This is a genomic window from Pseudomonas extremaustralis (genome assembly GCF_900102035.1).
GTDB lineage: Bacteria > Pseudomonadota > Gammaproteobacteria > Pseudomonadales > Pseudomonadaceae > Aquipseudomonas > Aquipseudomonas extremaustralis.
This window is the reverse complement of sequence record NZ_LT629689.1, coordinates 1,255,608-1,276,014: the sequence shown is the minus strand read 5'-3', so window position 1 is coordinate 1,276,014 and position 20,407 is coordinate 1,255,608. Positions and strand designations below refer to the sequence as shown.

The 20,407-nt window shown below is 62.0% G+C and carries 14 protein-coding genes and 1 pseudogene; 4 read left to right on the top strand and 11 right to left on the bottom strand.

Features of this window, described 5'->3' with window-relative positions; translation table 11 throughout:
* Positions 1-13 precede the first annotated feature (13 nt).
* A complete protein-coding gene (locus BLR63_RS06290; protein WP_193384742.1) occupies positions 14-1,054 on the bottom strand; it encodes a WD40/YVTN/BNR-like repeat-containing protein in 1,041 nt (346 codons plus the stop codon).
* A gap of 311 nt (positions 1,055-1,365) precedes the next feature.
* Between BLR63_RS06290 and BLR63_RS06285 the strand changes: the two genes are divergently transcribed.
* Together BLR63_RS06285 and BLR63_RS06280 are read left to right on the top strand one after the other, a co-directional pair.
* Positions 1,366-2,481 carry a Gfo/Idh/MocA family protein gene (locus BLR63_RS06285; RefSeq protein WP_010565530.1) on the top strand — a complete coding sequence of 372 codons (1,116 nt, stop codon included), beginning with the start codon at positions 1,366-1,368 and terminating at the stop codon, positions 2,479-2,481.
* A gap of 101 nt (positions 2,482-2,582) precedes the next feature.
* Positions 2,583-3,683, top strand: coding sequence for an IS110 family RNA-guided transposase (locus BLR63_RS06280; RefSeq protein ID WP_408003385.1), 1,101 nt, complete (start codon positions 2,583-2,585; stop codon positions 3,681-3,683).
* Positions 3,684-4,036: 353 nt separating this feature from the next.
* On the opposite strand, the pseudogene BLR63_RS06275 reads toward BLR63_RS06280, so the two are convergent.
* From BLR63_RS06275 to BLR63_RS06230, 10 genes and pseudogenes are all read right to left on the bottom strand, one after another.
* Positions 4,037-5,740, bottom strand: a pseudogene (locus BLR63_RS06275) (AMP-binding protein).
* Positions 5,741-5,771: 31 nt separating this feature from the next.
* Positions 5,772-7,070: an acetyl-CoA C-acetyltransferase gene (locus BLR63_RS06270; protein WP_010564699.1), complete on the bottom strand. Its 1,299-nt coding sequence runs from the start codon at positions 7,068-7,070 to the stop codon at positions 5,772-5,774.
* Positions 7,067-7,957: a MaoC/PaaZ C-terminal domain-containing protein gene (locus tag BLR63_RS06265; protein WP_010564698.1), complete on the bottom strand. Its 891-nt coding sequence runs from the start codon at positions 7,955-7,957 to the stop codon at positions 7,067-7,069. The genes BLR63_RS06270 and BLR63_RS06265 overlap by 4 nt, the downstream gene beginning before the upstream one ends.
* Before the next feature lie 3 nt (positions 7,958-7,960).
* On the bottom strand, positions 7,961-9,304 hold the full coding sequence (locus BLR63_RS06260; protein WP_010564697.1) for a 3-oxoacyl-ACP reductase: 1,344 nt from the start codon (positions 9,302-9,304) through the stop codon (positions 7,961-7,963).
* A gap of 134 nt (positions 9,305-9,438) precedes the next feature.
* Positions 9,439-11,958: an acyl-CoA dehydrogenase gene (locus tag BLR63_RS06255; protein ID WP_010564696.1), complete on the bottom strand. Its 2,520-nt coding sequence runs from the start codon at positions 11,956-11,958 to the stop codon at positions 9,439-9,441.
* 266 nt (positions 11,959-12,224) lie between these two features.
* Entirely contained in the window at positions 12,225-13,682 is a 1,458-nt protein-coding gene (locus BLR63_RS06250; protein ID WP_010564695.1) for an outer membrane protein transport protein, read from the bottom strand.
* 173 nt (positions 13,683-13,855) lie between these two features.
* The gene (praB, locus tag BLR63_RS06245; protein WP_081480358.1) at positions 13,856-14,350 is read right to left on the bottom strand and encodes an alkane oxidation protein activator PraB; all 495 of its coding nucleotides are present in this window, start codon (positions 14,348-14,350) and stop codon (positions 13,856-13,858) included.
* A 131-nt stretch (positions 14,351-14,481) separates the two neighbouring features.
* The gene (gene praA / locus BLR63_RS06240) at positions 14,482-14,976 is read right to left on the bottom strand and encodes an alkane oxidation protein activator PraA (RefSeq protein ID WP_010564693.1); all 495 of its coding nucleotides are present in this window, start codon (positions 14,974-14,976) and stop codon (positions 14,482-14,484) included.
* A 133-nt stretch (positions 14,977-15,109) separates the two neighbouring features.
* Entirely contained in the window at positions 15,110-16,390 is a 1,281-nt protein-coding gene (locus BLR63_RS06235; protein ID WP_010564692.1) for an alkane 1-monooxygenase, read from the bottom strand.
* A 306-nt stretch (positions 16,391-16,696) separates the two neighbouring features.
* Entirely contained in the window at positions 16,697-17,695 is a 999-nt protein-coding gene (locus BLR63_RS06230) for an alpha/beta fold hydrolase (protein WP_010564691.1), read from the bottom strand.
* A 276-nt stretch (positions 17,696-17,971) separates the two neighbouring features.
* On the opposite strand from BLR63_RS06230, the gene BLR63_RS06225 reads away from it, so the two are divergent.
* Both BLR63_RS06225 and BLR63_RS06220 read left to right on the top strand, forming a co-directional pair.
* Complete coding sequence (locus tag BLR63_RS06225; protein ID WP_010564690.1) at positions 17,972-19,510, top strand: flavin-containing monooxygenase; 1,539 nt, start codon at positions 17,972-17,974, stop codon at positions 19,508-19,510.
* A complete protein-coding gene (locus BLR63_RS06220) occupies positions 19,507-20,397 on the top strand; it encodes an SDR family NAD(P)-dependent oxidoreductase (protein ID WP_010564689.1) in 891 nt (296 codons plus the stop codon). The genes BLR63_RS06225 and BLR63_RS06220 overlap by 4 nt, the downstream gene beginning before the upstream one ends.
* Positions 20,398-20,407 lie beyond the last annotated feature (10 nt).

Genomic DNA, 20,407 nt, shown 5'->3' with positions numbered 1-20,407 from the left:
TTTCCCCGCCTTCTTATTGTTTTGTCGGTTCGGCGCCGGTTGGCGTGGCAACACGAACACCACCCTGCCCGACCAGAATCAAGTTGCCGTTGCCCGCCGCGGTCACCGCCGAGAGTGAAATGCGGTCCGGGCGATTGAACACGCTGAAGGTCTGGCCGTCGTCGTGGCTGACCACCACGCTGCCGCCGTTGCCGACCACCACCAGCGAACCGTCATCGAGCAAGGTCGCGCCCGACAGGCCGAACTCCAGGGCGCCACGGGCGGCCTTCAGTTCAACCTGCTCCCAGGTAGTGCCGAAATCCGTGGAGCGGTAAAGATTGCCGCGCAGGCCATAGGCGAGCAGGGTCTGCGGCTGGGCGGTGCTGATGACACCGAACAGCGAACCCTCGTAGGGGCCCTGGAGTTTTTCCCAGGTCTGGCCGTCGTCGCTGGAGCGGAACATGCTGCCCTGCTCACCGACGATGAACAGGCCGGCATCCTTGATGTGGGCGATGGCGTTGAGGTGGAACTGGTCTTCGTTGTCGAGGCGGTCGCTGACGTCTTCCCAGGTGATGCCGCCGTCGGTGGTTTCGATCAACGCACCATAGGCGCCGACGGCCAGGCCGTGATTGGCATCGTTGAACCACACATCGAGCAACGGCGCTTCGCGCTTGAGGTCCTGGTATTGCTGGGTCCAGGTCGCGCCGCCATCGGTGCTGGCGAGGATTTGCGCGTCGTGGCCCACGGCCCAGCCGTGTTTGTCATCGACGAAGAACACCGCCGTGAGCAACTGGCGGGTGGGGACTTTGGCTTGGGTCCAGGTGCGGCCCTGGTCATCGGAATAGAGGATATGCCCGCGATCACCGACCGCCACCAGGCGAGCGCCGGCGTGGACCACATCGATCATCAGGCCTTTGGCGGCCTTGGGGGACTCAATTGCAAACACCGGCTGCGCGGCGGTATCGCTGGCTGCCAGCACGGGAGTCGACAACGCGACACCTGCCAACAGCGAGAGCGCTGCGGCCAGCAACGCAACCCTGCGTGCGGCGCGTGGGCGGCAAACAACCCAACCCATGACAGGCTCACTCATAGACCTTTCTCCCCATTTATTATTGTTAGGTCGTCTTGCCTTCCTGGGCTCTGAAACCTGCAATCTAGAGCGCCTGGAGGAAGCAGGGGCCATCCTATCGGGCTTTCGAATCGTCTGACAATCGGCGCTACGTTATCTTTTGTTAACTGGCGGCTTTTGACCATGGGCTGAATATAGCTGTATTCGCCAGGCTGATTGCGCAGGCCTTAATGAATTTTTATTCCACCTATTGAGTTATGGGAATTTTTATTCCATTAATGGACGTCCTGAAAACAATAATCCAAAGGACCACGGCAATGCGTGAACTCGGAATCGGCTTGATCGGCACAGGCTTCATGGGCCGCGCCCATGCACTGGCGTTTAACAACGCCCGCGCGGTATTCGAACTGCCCTTCACCCTCAAGCTGGCCGCCCTGGCCGATGCCGACACCGAACGCGCCAGGCGTTGCGCGACTGCCTGGGGGTTCGCCCAGGCCCATGGCGACTGGCAGGCGCTGATCAACGACCCCACGGTGGATGTCGTGGCCATTACCACTCCGAACCATTTGCACTACCCCATGGCCATGGCCGCAATCGCGGCGGGCAAGGCGGTGTATTGCGAAAAACCCCTGGCGGTCAGCCTCGAACAGGCCGACACCATGCGCCGCGCCGCCGCTGCGGCCGGCGTGGTCACGCGGGTCGGCTACAACTATCAGCACAACCCGATGATCGGCCTGGCGCGGCAATTGATCGCCGGGGGCGAACTGGGCGAGCTGATCAGCTTCCAGGGCGAGTTCAGCGAAGATTTCATGGCCGACCCCGCGTCGCCGTGGTCGTGGCGCTGCGAGGTGAACCATGCCGGCGGTGCCCTGGCGGACCTGGGCAGCCACTTGCTGTCGATGGCCCGTCACCTGATGGGCGATGTACTCAGCGTGTGCGCCGATACCCAGACCGTGCATGCCCAGCGCCCTGTAAGCCAAGGCAGCGCCGAGCGCACCGCCATCGCGGTGGACGACCAGGTGCACGCCCTGTTGCGGTTCGCCAACGGCGCGCGCGGCACGGTGAGCAGCAGTTGGCTCAAGCACGGCTACAAGAACCACCTGAGTTTCGTGATCAGCGGCACCCAGGGCACCCTGGCGTTCGATCAGGAACGCTTGAACGAACTGCGCCTGTGCCGCGCCGGCCAGGACGGTTTCCAACGCCTGTTGGCCGGCCCCGCCCTGCCCGGCTACGCGGCGTTCAGCCCGGCAGCGGGGCATCAGTTGGGCTACAACGAATTGAAGACGCTGGAAGTGCAGGAGTTGATCATGGCCGTGGCCGGCCAGGGCGCGGACGGCAGCGATTTTGAAGCGGCGTGGGAAGTGGAGCAGCTAGCGACGGCGATCCGCCTAGCCGCCCGAGAAGAACGCTGGGTCAAGCCACAAGACCTCTGACACCAATCCCTCCTTGTAATTGAATGGACTCGCCCAAGCCGAGGCGTCTGTGCGCCACGGTGGCATTCTTATAGAAAGCCAACGACAGCGAGGGCGAGACCATGAAAAAGCATACGACGATCAACCAGTCTTTGTCAGCCGATGTATCTACCTGCATGAACGTTGCGGTAGATCTTGCCAAAAAGGTCTTTCAGGTGGCCGGTGAGGATGCGCTCGGACAGGTGATATTCGAGGATCGGATCAAGTCACGTGAAGCCTTCCAGGCCTTTCTTCAGAAGCTTCCAGCAAGCGTGACGGTGCTGGTGGAAACCGGGCCAGGCGCTCAAGCATGGGCGCGGTTGCTGCAAGCGCAGGGCAATCCCGTGTGCATCCTGCCCGCTCAGCATGTTGCCAATCATCGCAGCGGCCCGAAAAACGATCGCAATGATGCATTGGCGATCCTGCGTGCAGGCCGCGATTGCACGATATCAGCGGTACCGGTCAAGAGCGCAGCGGCGATGGCGATGCAAGCACTGCACCGGGCCCGGCAGGGGTACATTCGGCGACGTACGGCGGTCGGTAATCAGATGCGTGGCTTGTTGCTGGAGCAAGGGGTCTCTATGGCGCAGGGCGAAACAGCCATCAGCCAACGTGTCCCTCGAATACTGGAAGATGCTACTCAGCCATTACCCGATTTGCTGCGTGAACTGATCGCCGAGCTGCTAGGAGAATGGGATCAATTGGGCGAACGCGTGAACGTGTTGACTGGTCGGCTCGAAACAGCGGCCAAGCAGAACGAGACCGCCAAGCGGCTGATGACGGTACGCGGAGTGGGGCCGATCATTGCCACAGCGCTACCGGCCAAGCAAACCGAGCCTGAACGCTTCGCCAATGCTCGACAGTTCGCCGCCTACTTCGGGTTGGTACCCAGCCAACACAGTAGTGGCGAGAAGATCCGGTTGGGCAAGATGAGCAAACAGGGTGATGCTTACTTGCGCAGCTTGGCGATCCAAGGTGCCCACGCAGTTCTAAGACAGGTACGACCGGATTCAGAGCAGCCGGACGACCAGCGTCTACAGCGCTGGATATCCCGCCTGGGACGCAAGGAGGCGGCGGTGCGTTTGGCCAACCGCAACCTGCGCATCCTCTGGCGGCTCCTTCAAAATGACCAGACTTATCGTCGCCAACCAGGCAATAGCCAGGAGGCTACGATGAGTCACTGATCTACAGCGTTCTGCCACCGGGGCGTTAAGCCGCTCCAACCCATGCTAAAGAACATTGACCCCTGGTCAGACCGTCGCGAACTGATGCCTGCGCTCCTACCGGCCCTTGAGGCCTAACTGTAATGGGCATATCGCGAGCTGATCCAATGTTGGCCAGAAGCTGCTTGGGCTTCCTCGAATAGGCCTGATACATAGATGCAACCGGGTAACAATGTTTGAAAAGCGGGTTGAATGTGGGGGCGAGTCCATACATAGGAGCGAGCTTGCTCGCGAAGCGCCTCAACAATAACGCGGGCCTTCTGAATAAACGCGGCGCTCTCGGGTTTTTCGCGAGCGAGCTCGCTCCTACAGTGTCAGCGCAGTGCCCGGCGCAGGACCTTGCCCACTGTGGTCTTGGGCAGTTCGGTGCTGCGAAACTCCACGTACCTGGGCACTTTGTACCCCGTCAGGTATTCGCGGCAGTGGGCGAGGAGCTGTTCCTGGGTCAAGTCCGGGTCCTTGCGCACCACCACAATCTTGACCTTCTCGCCGGTCACACCGTCCGGCACGCCAATGGCCGCCACCTCCGCCACGCCAGGGTGCAACGCCACCACGTCTTCGATTTCATTGGGGTACACGTTGAAACCCGAGACCAGGATCAGGTCCTTCTTGCGGTCCACCAGGCGGATATAGCCGCGCGCGTCCATCACGCCAATATCGCCAGTCGACAGCCAGCCCTGGGCATCCAGCACTTCGGCGGTCTCCACCGGGCGTTTCCAGTAGCCCTGCATCACTTGGGGACCGCGCACTTGCAGTTCGCCCTGCTCGCCAATATCGGCCAACTGGCCGTCTTCGCGCATGAAGCGCACCCAGGTCGACGGCAACGGCACGCCGATGCTGCCGGTGAATTCCATCTCGCGCATGCGCGCAATATCGATCGGGCTGATGCTCACCACCGGCGAGCATTCGGTCAGGCCATAGCCTTCGATGATCGGCAGCCCGGTGACGTCCTTCCAGCGCTTGGCCACCGCGGTGTGGGTGGCCATGCCACCGGCGATGACCATGCGCAGGTCGGAGAAGTCCCGCGCACAGAACTCTTTGTTCTCCAGCAAACCGTTGAACAGCGTATTGACCCCGGCAATGCCGTTGAAGCGTTCCTTGCGCAGGATCATCTGCACGCGTTTCACGTCCCGTGGGTTGGCGATGAGGATATTGCGCCCGCCCAGGCACATGAACATCAGACAGTTCACCGTCAGGGAAAAGATGTGGTACAGCGGCAGCAAGGTGACGTTGGTTTCCTGCTGGTTCTGGTCCAACTGGTCGCCAACCCAGGCCTTGGCTTGCAGCAGGTTGGCGATGATGTTGCGGTGGCTGAGCATCACGCCCTTGGCATCGCCGGTGGTGCCGCCGGTGTATTACAGGAAGGCCAGGTCGTCCAGGTGCATGTCCACCGCCAAGGGATTCAGGGCGCGGCCTTGCTTCACCACCTGATTGAAGCGCAGCGCCCCTGGCAGGTTGAACCGGGGCACCTGCTTTTGCACACGGCGCAGGATGAAGTTCATTGCAGCGCCCTTGAAGGACCCGAGCAGGTCGCCGATGGCCGCCACCACTACGCGCTTGACGCGGCTGCCGGCGATGACTTTTTCCAGGGTATGGGCAAAGTTCTCGAAGATCACCACGGTCTCGGCGCCACTGTCCTTGAGCAAATGCTTGAGTTCGTGGGCGGTGTACAGCGGGTTGACATTGACCACCACCGCACCGGCCAGAATCGTGCCCAGCAGACAGATCGGGTACTGCAAGCAGTTGGGCATCATCAGCGCCACGCGGTCGCCTTTCTGCACGCCCTGGCCCTGCAGCCAGGCGGCAAAGGCAATGCCTTGCGCGCGCCACTCGGCGTAGCTCATTTCGGTGCCGATGCTGACGTAGGCGACTCGCTCGCGGAATTTTTCCAGGTGCTCCATGAACACCTCGCGCAACGAGGGGTAGTCCTCGATACCGGCATCGATGTCCGCGGGGACGCCGGGCAGGTAAGCGTCCAACCAGATCCGTTCGGCGTGTTCCTGGGTGATAGCGTTCATGGCAGTTTCCTTGTTGTTGTTTTTGACAGCGCTATTTTTCGACGATGGCGGTAATGCCCAGCCCGCCCGCCGCGCAGATGGAGATCAGGCCGCGCCCGCCGCCGTTCTCGTGGAGGGTCTTGGCCAGCGTCGCCAATTGCCGGCCACCGGTGGCGGCGAACGGATGACCGCTGCCGAGGGAGCCGCCGTTGACGTTCATCCTGGCACGGTCGATGGCCCCCAGCGGCGCGTCCAGGCCCAGGCGCTCGCGGCAGTAATCGGCGTCTTCCCAGGCCTTGAGCGTGCACAGCACCTGGGCGGCGAAGGCTTCGTGGATCTCGAAGAAATCGAAGTCGGCCAGGCTCAACCCTTCGCGTTTGAGCATGCGCGGCACGGCGTAGGCCGGGGCCATCAGCAAGCCTTCGGTGCCGTCGACAAAATTCACCGCCGCCGTTTCGCCGGTACGCAGGTAGGCCAGCACCGGCCAGCCGTGTTCCTGTGCCCAGGCCTCACTGGCCAGCAGCACCACCGAGGCGCCGTCGGTCAGTGGCGTGGAGTTGCCTGCCGTGAGCGTGCCGTGCTGGCGGTCATAGGCTGGCGCCAGACCGGCGAGTTTCACCAGGCTTGTGTCAGCGCGCAGGTTGTTGTCACGGGCCAGGCCGCGATAAGGGCTGACCAGGTCATCGAAGAAACCGCGTGCGTAGGCCGCATCCAGACGCTGGTGACTGGTGAGGGTCAATTCATCCTGGGCCAGCCGGCTGATTTGCCAGCGCTTGGCCATTTCTTCGCAGTGCTCGCCCATGGACAAGCCGGTGCGCGGTTCGCCGTTGCGCGGCAGCAGTGGCTTGAAGAACATCGACGGGCGCACCTTCAGCAGCGCCTTGAGCTTGTCGCCCGTGGACTTGGCGCGGTTGGCGGCGAGCAAGGTGTGGCGTAGGGATTCGTTGAGGCCGATGGGCGCGTCGGAGGTGGTGTCGGCACCGCCGGCAATGCCCACTTCGATCTGGCCGAGAGCGATTTTATTCGCCACCAGCAACGCTGCTTCCAGGCCGGTACCGCAGGCTTGTTGCAGGTCGTAGGCCGGGGTTTGCGCGGACAGCGTGGTGGACAGCAGCGACTCGCGCGCCAGGTTGAAATCCCGCGAATGCTTGATCACCGCGCCCGCGGCAAACTCCCCCAGGCGCTGGCCGTGCAGGTTGTAGCGGTCGATCAGGCCTTGCAGGGCGGCCACCAGCAGATCCTGGTTGCTGTCATGGGCGTACGCCGTGTTGGAACGGGCAAACGCAATGCGGTTGCCACCGATGATCGCTACGCGGCGGGTCGGGGCCGGGTTGAAACTGTAGTCACTCATTGAAAGCTCTCGTTCCAGATAAATAGCCCGCGCATATGAGGTTGGTCGCCGGCCAGGTTGCGCACTTCGAACTCGCGGCGCGGGCCGGTCACGGGGTGGCTCCACAGGGCGACCTGAGCGGGCAGTAAAATCGGCAGCTTGAAGTCGCAATGGGCCTGGGCCTGGTCCACTCCGCCGGGGGGTTGTTGGGCGGCCAGTGCGCGGCCCAGGGTCCACATGCCATGGGCGATGGCGCGGCGAAAACCGAAGAGCCGGGCGCCGAGCACCGAGGTGTGGATCGGGTTGAAATCCCCCGAGACCCTGGCAAAGCGCCGGCCCAGGTCGGCGGGCAGCGCCCAGCGCTGGGTGCGCAACAGGTCCTCGTCCTGCAATGCCAGCGCATCGTCCCAAGGTTCGCCGACCGGGTCGTGGACGTCACGGCGCAGGTACAGGCTGTCGCTTTCCCACACCAGGGCGCCGCCACTGTAAGCGCGGGTGGCGATGCTGAGCGCCTGGCCCTTGGCATGGGCGACCCAGCGCTCGGCATACACCTCCAGGCGCAACGCCTGGCCTTCGTGCAGGCGCTGGTGCTGCCGGATGCGATTGGCCAGGTGCACCATGCCGCTGGCCGGGTACGGGAAACTGGGGTGGGTCAGCAGCATCAGGTGCAACGGGAACGCCAGCACGTGGGGATAGGACAGCGGCACGCCCTGCTCTCGCCGGAACCCGCAGGCACGACCATAGGCGGCGATGCCGGCGGTCGACAGCTCCACGGCGGAACGCACCAGACGCTGGCGAGGCAACACCGGCGCGCCATCGAGCGCAGGTTTGCGCAGGGCGCGCAGGCCGTCCAGCAGCAGGCGTGTGCGCGAGGGCGGTGGGTCGATGATCTGCGTCACGTAGTCCATGGCTCAGGCTCCCAGCAGGCTTTGCCCGCACACCCGTACGACTTGACCGTTGACCGCGCCCGACGCCGGGTGCGCCAGCCACGCGATGGTCTCGGCCACGTCGATCGGCTGGCCACCCTGGGACAACGAATTCATGCGCCGCCCCGCTTCGCGAATCATCAGCGGGATGTGTGCGGTCATTTGGGTCTCGATAAACCCTGGCGCCACCGCATTCACCGTGACCTGCCGGGCCGCCGCCCTTGCTGCCAGGCCTTGCACCAGACCAATCACCCCGGCCTTGGAGGTGGCGTAGTTGCTTTGCCCGAGGTTGCCGGCGATGCCGGAAATCGACGACACACAAACGATGCGCCCGCCGGGGTTCAAGCCGTGGCTGTCGAGCAAGGCCGTGCTCAGGTGCAACGGCGCTTCGAGGTTGACCGCCAGCACACTGCGCCAGGCCGTTTCGCTCATCTTGGCGATGGTTTTGTCGCGGGTGATCCCGGCGTTGTGCACCACCACGTCGAAGGCGCCGTGTTGGCTGACGTGGGCCTGCAACTGTGCGGCGGCGTCCACGGCGGTGATATCCAGCGGCAGCGCCGAACCGCCGACACTGGCGGCCGCCTGCTGCAACGATGCCTCGGCCTGGGGCACGTCCACGCACACCACATGGGCACCGTCCCGCGCCAGCACTTGGGCGATGGCCAGGCCGATACCACGGGAGGCGCCGGTGACCAGTGCGCGGCGGCCGGCGAAGGGTTTGTCCCAGTTAACCGCAACGGCCCCGTCCACCGGGGGCTCCAGGCGCACCACTTGCCCAGACACATAGGCCGAACGGCGTGACAGGAAGAAACGCAGGCTGCTGTCCAGCGCGTCTTCGGCACCGGGCGCCACGTAGATCAACTGCACGGTGATCGCCCGGCGCAGCTCCTTGGCCAGGGAACGCACCAGGCCTTCGAGAGCGCGCTGGACGATGGCCTGGGGCAAGCCGGCGCAGTGTTCCGGTGCGGTGCCCAGTACCACCACGCGGGCATGCTGGGCCAGGCGTCTGGCATTGGCGTGGAAGAATTCGTACAGCGCGTCCAGCTGTGGCAGATCGGTCATGCCGCTGGCATCGAACACCGCGCCCTGCACCTTGAGCGTGGACGGCGCCTTGACGGTCGCCGGGGTGGCGCTGACCGTGTCGGTGGCGCTGAAGAGCCGCTGCACCGGCGCGACCAGGCGCCCTGCCCCGGCGACGATCACCGGGTTGGCCAGGCCGGCTTGGCCGCTGCGATGGCGCTGCAACGGCAACGGTTGCGGCAGACCGATGGCCTGCGCCAGACGACGGCCCCAGGCGGAATTGACGAACGAAAGGTAGCGATCACTCATGGCTATTCCTATGGCACACCACCTGTAGGAGCGAGCTTGCTCGCGAAGAACGTCAACGATGACGCGGACATCCTGGATTTACGCAGCGCTCTCGGTTTTTTCGCGCGCGAGCTCGCTCCTACAGGGAGAGGGGTTCAGGTTACGTTTTCGCCTTGGGGGCTGCGGCGCTTGGCCGTGCGCTCCAGCGCCTGCTGGCGTTGCTGCAACGCCTCCAGCAAACCGAAGTCCTGCGGGAAGTCGTCGACCTGGATGGCGTGGTCGGCGTATTCCACGTAGCGCGCCAGCAAGGCGACTTCGTCGTCGCTGATCAAGTCCAGTGCCCGGGCCTTGACGCGCCAGGCACCAAAGGCACTGGCAGAGATCGGCATCGGCTCGAGCAGGCCTTGTTGGGTGGCGGGCTTGAGCCGGGCCTCGATCACCGCCACCTGCGGCAACAGGCGCAAGCCCAATTCGCCATAGGCCAACTTGTCGATTTCCGGGCTTGGAATATAGGAATCGGCCAGCAAGCGGTCGCGGGTTTCGCCGGGGGTCTGCACCGCCTCGGCCACTTCCGCCAGCAAGCGATCGGACGGTTTGTGCATCGCAATGCCGAACGGAAAACTCAAAGCCCGCAGCACCGCCGCCGCCGCTTTCGATGGGTAGTTATCGAGCACTTCGGCAAGGGCTTCATGGGCGCGCAGCAACGCATCCTGGGCCGCCCAGTGCACCAACGGCAGATCCGCCTGGGGCCGGCCGTCGTCCTCGAAGCGCTTGAGCACGCAGGAGAGGATGTACAACTGCGAGAGAATGTCGCCCAAACGCCCGGTGATACTTTCCTTGCGCTTGAGGGCACCGCCCAGCACGCCCATGGAAATGTCCGAGATCAGTGCGAGCACCACCGACAGCCGATTGGCCTGGCGATAGTAGGACGCCAGCGCCGGTTCGGTCTTGGCCGGTACCGAAATCAGCCTTGCGCCTGTCAGCGAATGCACTGCGGCACGCACGGTATTGGCCAATACAAAGCTCACATGCCCGAACATCGCCGTGTCGAAGTCTTCCAGGGCCTTGCGCCGATCCGGATTGCGCGCCGCTTCCATCTCACGGAACACATAGGGATGGCAGCGGATCAGGCCCTGGCCAAAGATGATCAGGCAGCGCGTCATGATGTTCGCGCCTTCCACCGTGATGGCGATGGGGCTTTGCTGGTAGGCGCGGGCGAGGAAGTTGTTCGGGCCCATGCAAATGCCCTTGCCGGCGACGATGTCCATGCCGTCGTTGACGATGATCCGCGCCCGCTCGGTGACGTGGTATTTGGCGATGGCCGAGATCACCGAAGGTTTCTCCCCCGCATCCAGGGAGGCCACCGAAACCTTGCGTACCGCATCGCAGGCATACAAATGCCCGGCCATGCGCGCCAGCGGGGCCTGCACGCCTTCGAACTTGCCGATCGGCAGGCCGAACTGCTTACGCATCGCCGCATAGGCGGTGGTGCCGCGCACCGCGACTTTGCCCAGGCCGACGTTGGCCGACGGCAAGGAAATCGCGCGGCCCGCCGCCAGGCATTCCATCAACATGCGCCAGCCATTGCCAACTTGTTCGCGGCCGCCAATCACCCATTCCAGCGGGATGAACACATCCTTGCCGGTGGTCGGGCCGTTCTGGAACACCGCATTGAGCGGCCAGTGACGCCGACCGCTGTTCACACCAGGATGGGACGTGGGAATCAGCGCGCAGGTAATGCCCAGCGTGCCGGGCGCGCCGAGCAAGCCGTCCGGGTCTTCGGCGCGAAATGCCAGGCCGAGTACCGTGGCGATCGGGCCGAGGGTGATATAGCGCTTGTCCCAGGTCACGCGAAAGCCCAGCACCTCCTCGCCTTCGTGCATTCCTGTGCAGACGATGCCCACGTCCGGGATCGCGCCGGCATCGGAGCCGGCATACGGGCTGGTCAGGGCGAAGCACGGAATGTCCTCGCCTCGGGCCAGACGTGGCAGGTAATAGTCACGTTGGGCGTCGGTGCCGTAATGCAGCAGCAACTCCGCCGGGCCGAGGGAATTGGGGACCATCACCGAAATCGCCGCCGCCGAGCAGCGGGTCGACAGCTTCATCACCACCTGGGAATGGGCGTAGTGGGAGAACCCTTTGCCGCCGTATTGCTTGGGAATGATCATGCCGAGAAACCCGGTGTCCTTGGTGAACTGCCAGCCCTCGGGCGACATGTCCTGCCAGATTTGGGTGGTTTCCCAGTCGTTGGCGATGTCGCACAGGGTTTCCACTTCATTGTCGAGGAACGCCTGCTCCTCGGCGCTCAGCCGCGCCGGTGCGGCTTGCAGCAAGCGCTGCCAGTCGGGCTTGCCGCTGAACAACTCGGCGTCCCACCACACGGTGCCGGACTCGATGGCCGCGCGCTCGGTGTCGGACATCGCGGGCATGATCGTGCGAAACAGGCTCAGAGCCTTGTTGGTCAACAGCGTGCGGCGCAGCGGTTTGATCGTCATCAACAGCGCCGGCAGCACCACCAACAGCGCCGCGACCGTGGCGCCGAACCCGGCGACCCCATTCAACAGGTAACCCACTGTCAACCAGATCAGGCCAGCGCCCAACCACAAGGTGGCGGCCGCTTGTCGATACGCCAGGGTTATCGCGGCTGCGAAACCCACCAATAACCAGATAAGCATGGGGATACCTCTACTCGATTCAGGGCGTGGCCGACAGCACGGGCAGGTTTTAGAGAACTGCGGCGTAGGGCCACGCGACACACTTGGAAAGCTATATTTAAATTTTGTTTTGAAATTTTTATTTAACTCCTAGGCGTAAAAAAAGCGGCTGAATGAGTCAGCCTGCTCAAGTGATACGAAGGAGACCATCACAACTGAATCGAGGATGAACGACTGGCGAGGGCAGCAAGATGCGCTTGATGCACTCCTCCATCATCCTCTGAACGTCAGAACGCGTAGGTGGCCGAGAGACTGACTACATCACCCGACGACTCAGCTTTCCCATCGAGGGTCGCAGCACCGAGGCGATCGACGTTCTTGGTTTTCAGTTTCACTTCCTGCACGAACTGATGAGAGTAAGCAACGTCGAAACTCAAGCCCTTGATCGCTTTCACATCATACCCAGCCCCCAATGACAGGAAGGTGCGGTCGCCATCCGGAATCCGAGGGTCACGGGTCGAATTTCGGGTTGGCGTCTGGTCAATGGCCACACCGGCACGCAGGGTCAATTCATCGGTGGCGCGGAAATCGCCGCCGAGGGAGTACATCCAGGAGTCTTTGTAGTTGTAGGGGATGGAGACGATCGTCGTACCGCTGGACTTGAGCGTCAGGTCCTTGAACGATGACCATTGAGTCCAGGCCACGCTTGCACCCAGGGTGAATCGGTCATTGAACTGGTGGACCCAGTCAAAGCCTGCCGTGGCCGGAATATCCAGTTGAGTGCTGGCATGGGCGCCATTGGGGAACAGTTTCAGGCCGGGATAGGCGACTTCAACCAGGGTGCCATTTCCCCCTACCGGACTTGGGGAAGTCAACAACGCAGTGTTGTACGCGTCAGCATAAATGTTGTACTTGCCCGTCATTTTATTCTTGATCTTGGCGTGATAATTGAGCCCCAAGGTGTCCTGGTCAGTGGGTTTCCAAGTCACACCGGTAAACCAGCCGGTCGAAATATTGTCGACCTTGACCCGTATCAGTGATGTCCCAACGCCTGGGGGTAGCTGAACACCACTCAATTCCGGAGCCGTGGACTGAGACGCCGAGGCGAACAAGTTAATGTTCTGGCTCACGAACCCCCTGCTGTGCTGGACGATCAGCCCACCCCCGATGGAAAACTGATCATTGACCTTGAACGAAAGCGAACCGGTCAGACCAACGGTTTCGATATTGGTGTCTACCGCAAAATCACGAAATTTGGAATCTTCGTCCCAGGTTGAACGCATGCCCTGCGGCACCACCTGGCTCAAACCGAAGGCGAAGCGATCACCAATCGGCATCACCATGAATCCGGTCGGCAACCAGGCAGTAAAGCCACCCTGCCCCCCGTTATTATTGTTCACCGCTGCCGCGCCGACATTGGGGAAACCGTCATCGCCAATGGGAATATCGGAGACGGGGTTGCCCTGATAGTCATAGGCATTACCCTTGAATTTCATCTTGATACGCGCGTAATCGATTGTGAACTGCGCAATGTTATGGTCGATGAACGCCATGGCAGCCGGGTTGTTGTAGGCTGAACTTGGATCGTTCTTGAACAGCGAACCACCGGCAAACGCCCTCCCCCAACCTGGTGCACCGTAGGTCGGTGTGGAGAAGCCACCGGCCTTTACGGGGGCCGTGACCATCATGCCACCCATCAGCGCCAGCCCCAGCAAAACCTGCACGTGTTGTTTTTTATTATTCATGCGGCACTCCTTATTGTTATTTCTCTGAACCAATCCTGCCGGTTCGTCTCGCTGCTTGATTCGCTCACTCAAAGACGTTGCTATGGGCGACTGCACATGGCATTCATGAACTGGCGCCTGGTTCAGGCGCCAGTCGTCAAGCGGGTGATCAACCCTTCGCTCTCACCCTGCCGTCAAGGCACGATGGTCAACGTAGGGCTTGGGGTGACGCTCAGGCTTACTACGGTGCAACTGCCGCTGAGGGGCTGGTTGGAGGCCGTCAGCAATCCACCGCTATAGGCCACAGCAATGGTGGACGGACCACAATTGGAGGCAGGAAAAATGAGCGAACCGGCGATGGTGTAACCGACGTTAGTGACGCTACCGGACGTTGCGCCAGTGGCGGTCAGCGTCCAAGGCAACCCGGTGATAGTGGGCAGGGAGCACAGGCCGCCACCGGTAACCGACACGCCGGTGATCTTCGCCACACCAGTCGCATCGACATTCCCGGTGAATGTCGCACCGCAGTTAACGGTGGCCTGGAAGGACGACGGCGATTTCACCGAGATGGTACCTGGCGCTGTAAAACTGGTGTTCACCGGAGAGATGCTGTAGGCGTTAGCCATCGAAGCCGCACCCATGCAAACAGCCAAAGCAGATAACGACACGAGAGTTTTCAAGCTTTTCATTGTTTTTCCTCACATGTAATGGCGAGTCATTCGCCAGGGGTAATGGCCATGAATGAGAGGTCTCGGTAAAACAAGCGGAACTTCCCTTTCCAGCCAAATCTCAATTCAATTACCGCACTAACATCCGACGCTTATTCAACAACTTTGATATGGGGCGGCATTTTGATCGACACGGTTTTTATCTTGCAGTCTTCGCCAATCGGTACATTCGCCGCTTCCAACTTTCCGGTGGCGTTATCCCAAGTACCGTCGACCGTAGAAGGCCCGCACTTGCCGCCCAGGCCGAAGGCGTGAACATCCACGCTGATCTTCGACATGGAGCCACTCTTGGTGTCCTTGGCAACTAAGACCCAAGGCAAGTTGATGGCTTCGACACGGCTGCACTTGAGGCCACCGTCGAATTCCACTTTGTCGACGTTCACCGATGAACCGTCGGCCGCGACTTTGCCGGCCACTTTGATGGTGCAGTCGGCGCTGATCAGTGCGCCCTTGGAGAAACTGATAGGGCCCTGAGCGGTAAAGGCACTGCCCGCTGGCTCGATGCGCGCGGCCTGGGCCTGGTGATAAACGATCAGACCCAGCGCGGCCAACACGATATGGGCGGTGAACTTGGCAGGTGATTGCATGGTGTACGTCCTTCCCTTTAATTATTTTTGTTCGGGTCAAACCACTGACTTGCAACTAATCAGGCAAATTCGGGGCGATAAAAACCTGCGTGATACACAGATCCCGAGAACGCCATACAACGTTTATTTCATATCAGAACGACTGCGTCGTGCCGCTGTACTTCTCCAGATACTTCAACCGCTGTGAAGGATGAAGATTGGTCAGGGTGATATTCCCGGCATAGTGTTTCAATACACGATGGTCCATGCGGCGGCGCCATAAGTAAGGCACATATGCCCAGACAATCATGCTCGCATAACCATAGGGAAGTTGTGGCGACTCATCAAAGTGCCGCAACGACTGATAACTGCGCGTAGGGTTGGCATGGTGATCTGAGTGCCGTTGCAACTGGAACAGAAAGATATTGGTGACAATACGGTTACTGTTCCACGAATGGCGGGGCGAACAGCGTTCATAACGGCCGTTGGGCAACTTCTCGCGTTTAAGGCCGTAGTGTTCGACATAGTTCACTACTTCCAACAACGAGAAGCCGTAAATGCCCTGGATGATCAGGAACGGAATCACTGCCGCCCCCAGCCAGGCAATCATCGCGCCCCACAACACCACGCTGTACAGCCAGGCACTGAGCACGCCGTTCTTCCAGTGCCAGGCCGGCAGGCCGAGTTTGCGCAAGCGTTCGCGCTCCAGGTTCCAGGCCGAGCGGGCGCTGAACCACACCGAGCGGGGCAGGAATGCCCAGAAGCTCTCCCCCAGCCGCGAGCTGGCCGGGTCTTCCGGGGTGGCGACGCGCACGTGATGCCCACGGTTGTGTTCGGTGTAGAAGTGCCCGTAGAAAGTCGGCGCCAGGGTGACTTTGGCCAGGAACACTTCCAGCGGACTGGGCTTGTGTCCCAGTTCATGGGCCGTATTGATCGCAATACCGGTGGCGGCGCCCGTCGACATGGCCATGCCCAGGTAGGTGAACCAGCCCGGCTCGCCATGCAACTGGGTGCGTGCGGTGATGTAGCTGGCCACGTGGGACAACGTGCTGGAAGGCTCCAGGTTCGCCGCTGCCCGCAGCAGGCCGCCACCGATGATCCAGTCGATGCCGCCGGCGGCGAGCCAACCGGTCATCACGAACGAGGCGATCACCAGCAGCACGCCGGTGTAGATGATCCAGCGGTAGTAGCGTTGCGATTCGAGGTGGCTGACGGCGGATTCGGGCGGGTTGCTGACGTCTTCACCGAGCAGGCCGTCGATCAGCGGGATGAGGCCGAAGATCACCAGCACACCGACCCACCACAGTTGCTGAATGCCGGTGGTGATGGCCAGGACGCCAGACAATAAGGGCGTAGCCAACGGCAGGATGCCCAGCCACCACAGGTGGCGCTTACCGTCGGTCCAGACACGGGGGGCTGCCAGGGTCTGATTCATGCCAGCCTCCAAGTGAGGCGGGTGGGCAGGAAGGCGGAAAACAGGTTCAGGGAGCACCGTACGCTCCGAGAATCCAACCATGCGATAAAAGACGTTTTTTTCATTTTTATTCGCTCTTAGGCATTTCAAAAATCATTTCAAAACAAACATTGAAATATTTTTTTAAATAAATATCGCGGAACCGTTAGGTCGTCAACTACTTTTTCGGCGCCTTTTCAACGTGACTCGGCAGTCTGTTTTCCCACTTTTCGGTCAGGTCTCTAGGGCAGGCATTTCGCCGCTCCGGACCGGCAATGAACGCCACGACTATTTGCTCTCCACGGCAGCGGACGGGTGCAAAACCGCGGCGGCTTGGGGTGTCCGCACGCGTTTTGCCAAGTGCAGGACCGCCTCGGTCACCCGTGCCGTCGCGGTAATCGGCAGCATGTGACCGCGCCCTTCCACCACCTGCAGCTTCAGCCCCGGCACCTTGTCCGCCAGGGCCTGGCCGTGTGTGCGAAAGTCCAGGACCTTGTCCCGCGCGCCATAGATCAAGGCGATGGGCAGGGTCAATCGGGGGTAGCGCTTGACCATGTCCGGCAGGTCATCGTTGACCAGAGCTATCTCGCTGGAGGCGGCGTAGAAGTTATCGGGGCGCATGCCCAGCAGGCCACCGCCACGGGTGGCGAAATCGTCGGGCGCGGCGTCCGGTGCGAACACGCCCTTGACCACTGCGCGGCGCGTCAACAGGCCGATGGGCACGGTCAGGGTGTGGGAGACCCAGCGTCGCAACCACGCCGGCCGCACCGCCAGCGACAGGAATACCAGGGGCAAGGTGGGTTGGGGATGGGTCAGCGGCGCCACCAGTACCAGGCCGGACACCGCATCGGGATGGTCGAGGGCGAGCGCGAGAGAAATCGCACCGCCCAGGGAATGGCCCAGCACCAGCGGTTTATCCAGGCCCAACGCATGGATGAACCCGGCGACTTGCCGCGCCTGGGCTGGCAGGTCCGCCGCGGTACCTGGATGACGGGTGGAATAGCCCGACCCCGGACGGTCGAGGCAGATGACACGAAAATGCTCACGCAACTGGCCGGACAAGGCATAGGTGAGGTTGCGACTGTTGCCCATGAGCCCGTGAATCATCACCAGCGGCGGGCCCTCGCCCTCCTCTACGTAATGAAAGCGCTCGCCGTCGACCTCGACAAAGCGCCCGTTGATCGGAACAGCGGCTTCAATGCGCCCTGTCATCCAGCGACTCAATCCCCATAGCACGGCGCTGACGCCGACAAACACAACCGCAGCGATACCCCATTCGACAGCCATAGCTCGGTCCTCTGTTTCCCTGTCGCTGGCGACCCGACCGGGATTGATCGAGGCCTCAGCCCATCGTCCAACCCGGGGCCTAAACTTCATGGGGAACGTATTCGTCCGTCGGATACGTCGCACATGAGAAACCGGGGACTAGCCTAGGCGATATTTTCAGGTAGATTATTTAAATTATTTTTTAAAATAGGTAATTCAAATTTCCTTTGCAATGGTGTTCTATCTAAACGACCCAACAAAAACAGGAGCACGCCCGATGCCCATACAGGTCAGCTTATGAATGCCCAGAGTGATTCAATCGACGTCGCCATCATCGGCTCAGGTTTTGCCGGCCTGTGCATGGCCATCAAGCTCAAGGAAGCCGGGTTCACCGACTTCTTCATCGCCGAACAGGCCCAGACCCTCGGCGGCACCTGGCGGGACAACCACTACCCCGGTTGCGCCTGCGATGTGCAGTCCCACGTGTACTCGTTTTCGTTTGCGCCCAACCCCGACTGGACACGCCAGTTCGCGCCGCAAGCGGAGATCCGCGCATACCTGGAGCACTGCGCCGCGCGCTTCGGGCTGACGCCGTACCTGCGGTTCGGCATGGGCCTCACGCGGGCCGTGTTCGATGAGCCGCAGCAACGCTGGCAGTTGAGCTTCAGCGATGGCCGCCAGGTCAGCGCGCGGGTGCTGGTGTCAGGCATGGGCGGCCTGTCGCGCCCGGCGCTGCCGGCTATTCCAGGGCTGGACAGTTTCAAGGGCAAACGCTTCCATTCCCAGCAGTGGGACCACGGCTATTCCCTCAAAGGCAAGCGCGTGGCGGTGATTGGCACCGGGGCCAGCGCGATTCAATTCGTCCCGCAGATCGCGCCGCAGGTGGCGCACCTGGATCTGTTCCAGCGCACCCCGCCATGGATCATGCCCAAGCCCGACCGCGCGATTTCGCCGCTCGAACGCTGGCTGTTCAAGCACCTGCCCGTCACTCAGCGGTTGATGCGCGGCGCGCTGTACTGGACGCTGGAAGGCCGTGTGCTGGGCTTTACGTTGCACCCGCGGCTGATGAACCTGGCGCAGAAAATGGCCCGGCGTCACCTGCATAAACAAGTGAGCCGCCCTGCCCTGCGCAAGATCCTGACGCCGGACTACACCATCGGTTGCAAGCGCATTCTGATTTCCAACGACTACTACCCAGCGCTGTCCCGCAGCAATGTCGAGGTGGTCACCCAGCCCGTGGCGCGTATCGACGCCGACGGGGTGATCACCGCCGACGGCATCAAGCATCCGGCCGATTGCCTGATCTTCGGCACCGGCTTCCAGGCCACCGATCCCCTGCCCCGCGACTGCATCATCGGCCGTGGCGGAGTGGACCTGATGGACACCTGGCACGACGGTGCCCACGCCTACAAGGGCACCACGGTACCGGGCTACCCGAACCTGTTTCTGATCATCGGCCCCAACACCGGCCTGGGGCATAACTCGATGATCCTGATGATCGAGGCCCAGGTCGCCTACATCCTCGATGCGCTCAAACTCATGCAACGGCATCGCATCGCCAGCGTCGACGTCAAACCCGCCGTGGAGAGCCTCTACAACCAACAGTTGCAGGACAAACTCAAGCGCACCATCTGGAACACCGGCGGTTGCCAGAGCTGGTACCTGGACCCGCGCACCGGCAAGAACACCACCCTGTGGCCCGGCTCGACCTGGCGCTTCAAGCAGGTCACCCGGCAATTTGCGCTCAAGGACTACCTGGTCAAGCTGGTACCGATCAATGCGCCAGCCCGCCCGGCAGCCACGCCTCCCTCCACCGCAGAAGGCAGCCTGTCATGAAAACATTCAACGGCCGCGTGGCGGCGATCACCGGAGCGGCGTCCGGCATGGGACGCGCCCTGGCCCTGGCCCTGGCGCGGGAAGGTTGCCACCTGGCACTGTCCGACAAGAACAGCCAGGGGCTCGAACAGACCCGCGCGTTGATCAAGGCCGCGACCCTGTCGCCGGTGCTGGTCACCACCCACGTGGTGGATGTAGCCGACCGCCCGGCCATGGAGAACTGGGCGGCGCGCTGCATGGCTGAACATGGCCAGGTCAACCTGGTGTTCAACAATGCCGGGGTGGCGTTGTCGAGCACCGTCGAAGGCGTGGACTACGCCGACCTGGAATGGATCGTCGGTATCAATTTCTGGGGCGTGGTCCACGGCACCAAGGCTTTCCTGCCCTACCTCAAGGCCAGCGGCGAAGGCCACGTGATCAACACGTCCAGCGTGTTCGGCCTGTTCGCCCAACCCGGCATGAGCGGCTACAACGCCACCAAGTTCGCCGTGCGCGGCTTCACCGAGGCCCTGCGCCAGGAACTGGACCTGCAACGCTGCGGCGTGTCGGCCACCTGCGTGCACCCCGGCGGCATCCGCACCGATATCTGCCGCAGCAGCCGCATCGACGCGAACATGACCGGCTTTCTGATCCACAGCGAACAACAGGCTCGGGCCGACTTCGAAAAACTCTTCATCACCGACGCCGACCAGGCCGCCAAAGTGATCCTGCAGGGCGTGCGCAAAAACAAGCGCCGCGTGCTGATCGGCCGCGACGCGTATGTCCTCGACCTGCTCGCCCGCTGCCTGCCGGCGGCCTACCAGGCCCTGGTGGTGTTCGCCAGCCGGCAGCGGGCGCCCAAACCCCGCGCGCCAATGCTGGAAACCAACGACGAGCCTCGACGCTGAACAGGAGTGC

Bases quoted from the DNA above. Each gene is read 5' to 3' on its own strand.
- BLR63_RS06255 (WP_010564696.1), bottom strand. From the start codon at position 11,958: ATGCTTATCTGGTTATTGGTGGGTTTCGCAGCCGCGATAACCCTGGCG.
- praA (WP_010564693.1), bottom strand. From the start codon at position 14,976: ATGCAATCACCTGCCAAGTTCACCGCCCATATCGTGTTGGCCGCGCTG.
- BLR63_RS06280 (WP_408003385.1), top strand. From the start codon at position 2,583: ATGAAAAAGCATACGACGATCAACCAGTCTTTGTCAGCCGATGTATCT.
- BLR63_RS06260 (WP_010564697.1), bottom strand. From the start codon at position 9,304: ATGAGTGATCGCTACCTTTCGTTCGTCAATTCCGCCTGGGGCCGTCGT.
- BLR63_RS06290 (WP_193384742.1), bottom strand. From the start codon at position 1,054: ATGGGTTGGGTTGTTTGCCGCCCACGCGCCGCACGCAGGGTTGCGTTG.
- BLR63_RS06235 (WP_010564692.1), bottom strand. From the start codon at position 16,390: ATGAATCAGACCCTGGCAGCCCCCCGTGTCTGGACCGACGGTAAGCGC.
- BLR63_RS06250 (WP_010564695.1), bottom strand. From the start codon at position 13,682: ATGAATAATAAAAAACAACACGTGCAGGTTTTGCTGGGGCTGGCGCTG.
- BLR63_RS06265 (WP_010564698.1), bottom strand. From the start codon at position 7,957: ATGGACTACGTGACGCAGATCATCGACCCACCGCCCTCGCGCACACGC.
- BLR63_RS06270 (WP_010564699.1), bottom strand. From the start codon at position 7,070: ATGAGTGACTACAGTTTCAACCCGGCCCCGACCCGCCGCGTAGCGATC.
- BLR63_RS06220 (WP_010564689.1), top strand. From the start codon at position 19,507: ATGAAAACATTCAACGGCCGCGTGGCGGCGATCACCGGAGCGGCGTCC.
- BLR63_RS06225 (WP_010564690.1), top strand. From the start codon at position 17,972: ATGAATGCCCAGAGTGATTCAATCGACGTCGCCATCATCGGCTCAGGT.
- BLR63_RS06230 (WP_010564691.1), bottom strand. From the start codon at position 17,695: ATGGCTGTCGAATGGGGTATCGCTGCGGTTGTGTTTGTCGGCGTCAGC.
- BLR63_RS06285 (WP_010565530.1), top strand. From the start codon at position 1,366: ATGCGTGAACTCGGAATCGGCTTGATCGGCACAGGCTTCATGGGCCGC.
- praB (WP_081480358.1), bottom strand. From the start codon at position 14,350: ATGAAAAGCTTGAAAACTCTCGTGTCGTTATCTGCTTTGGCTGTTTGC.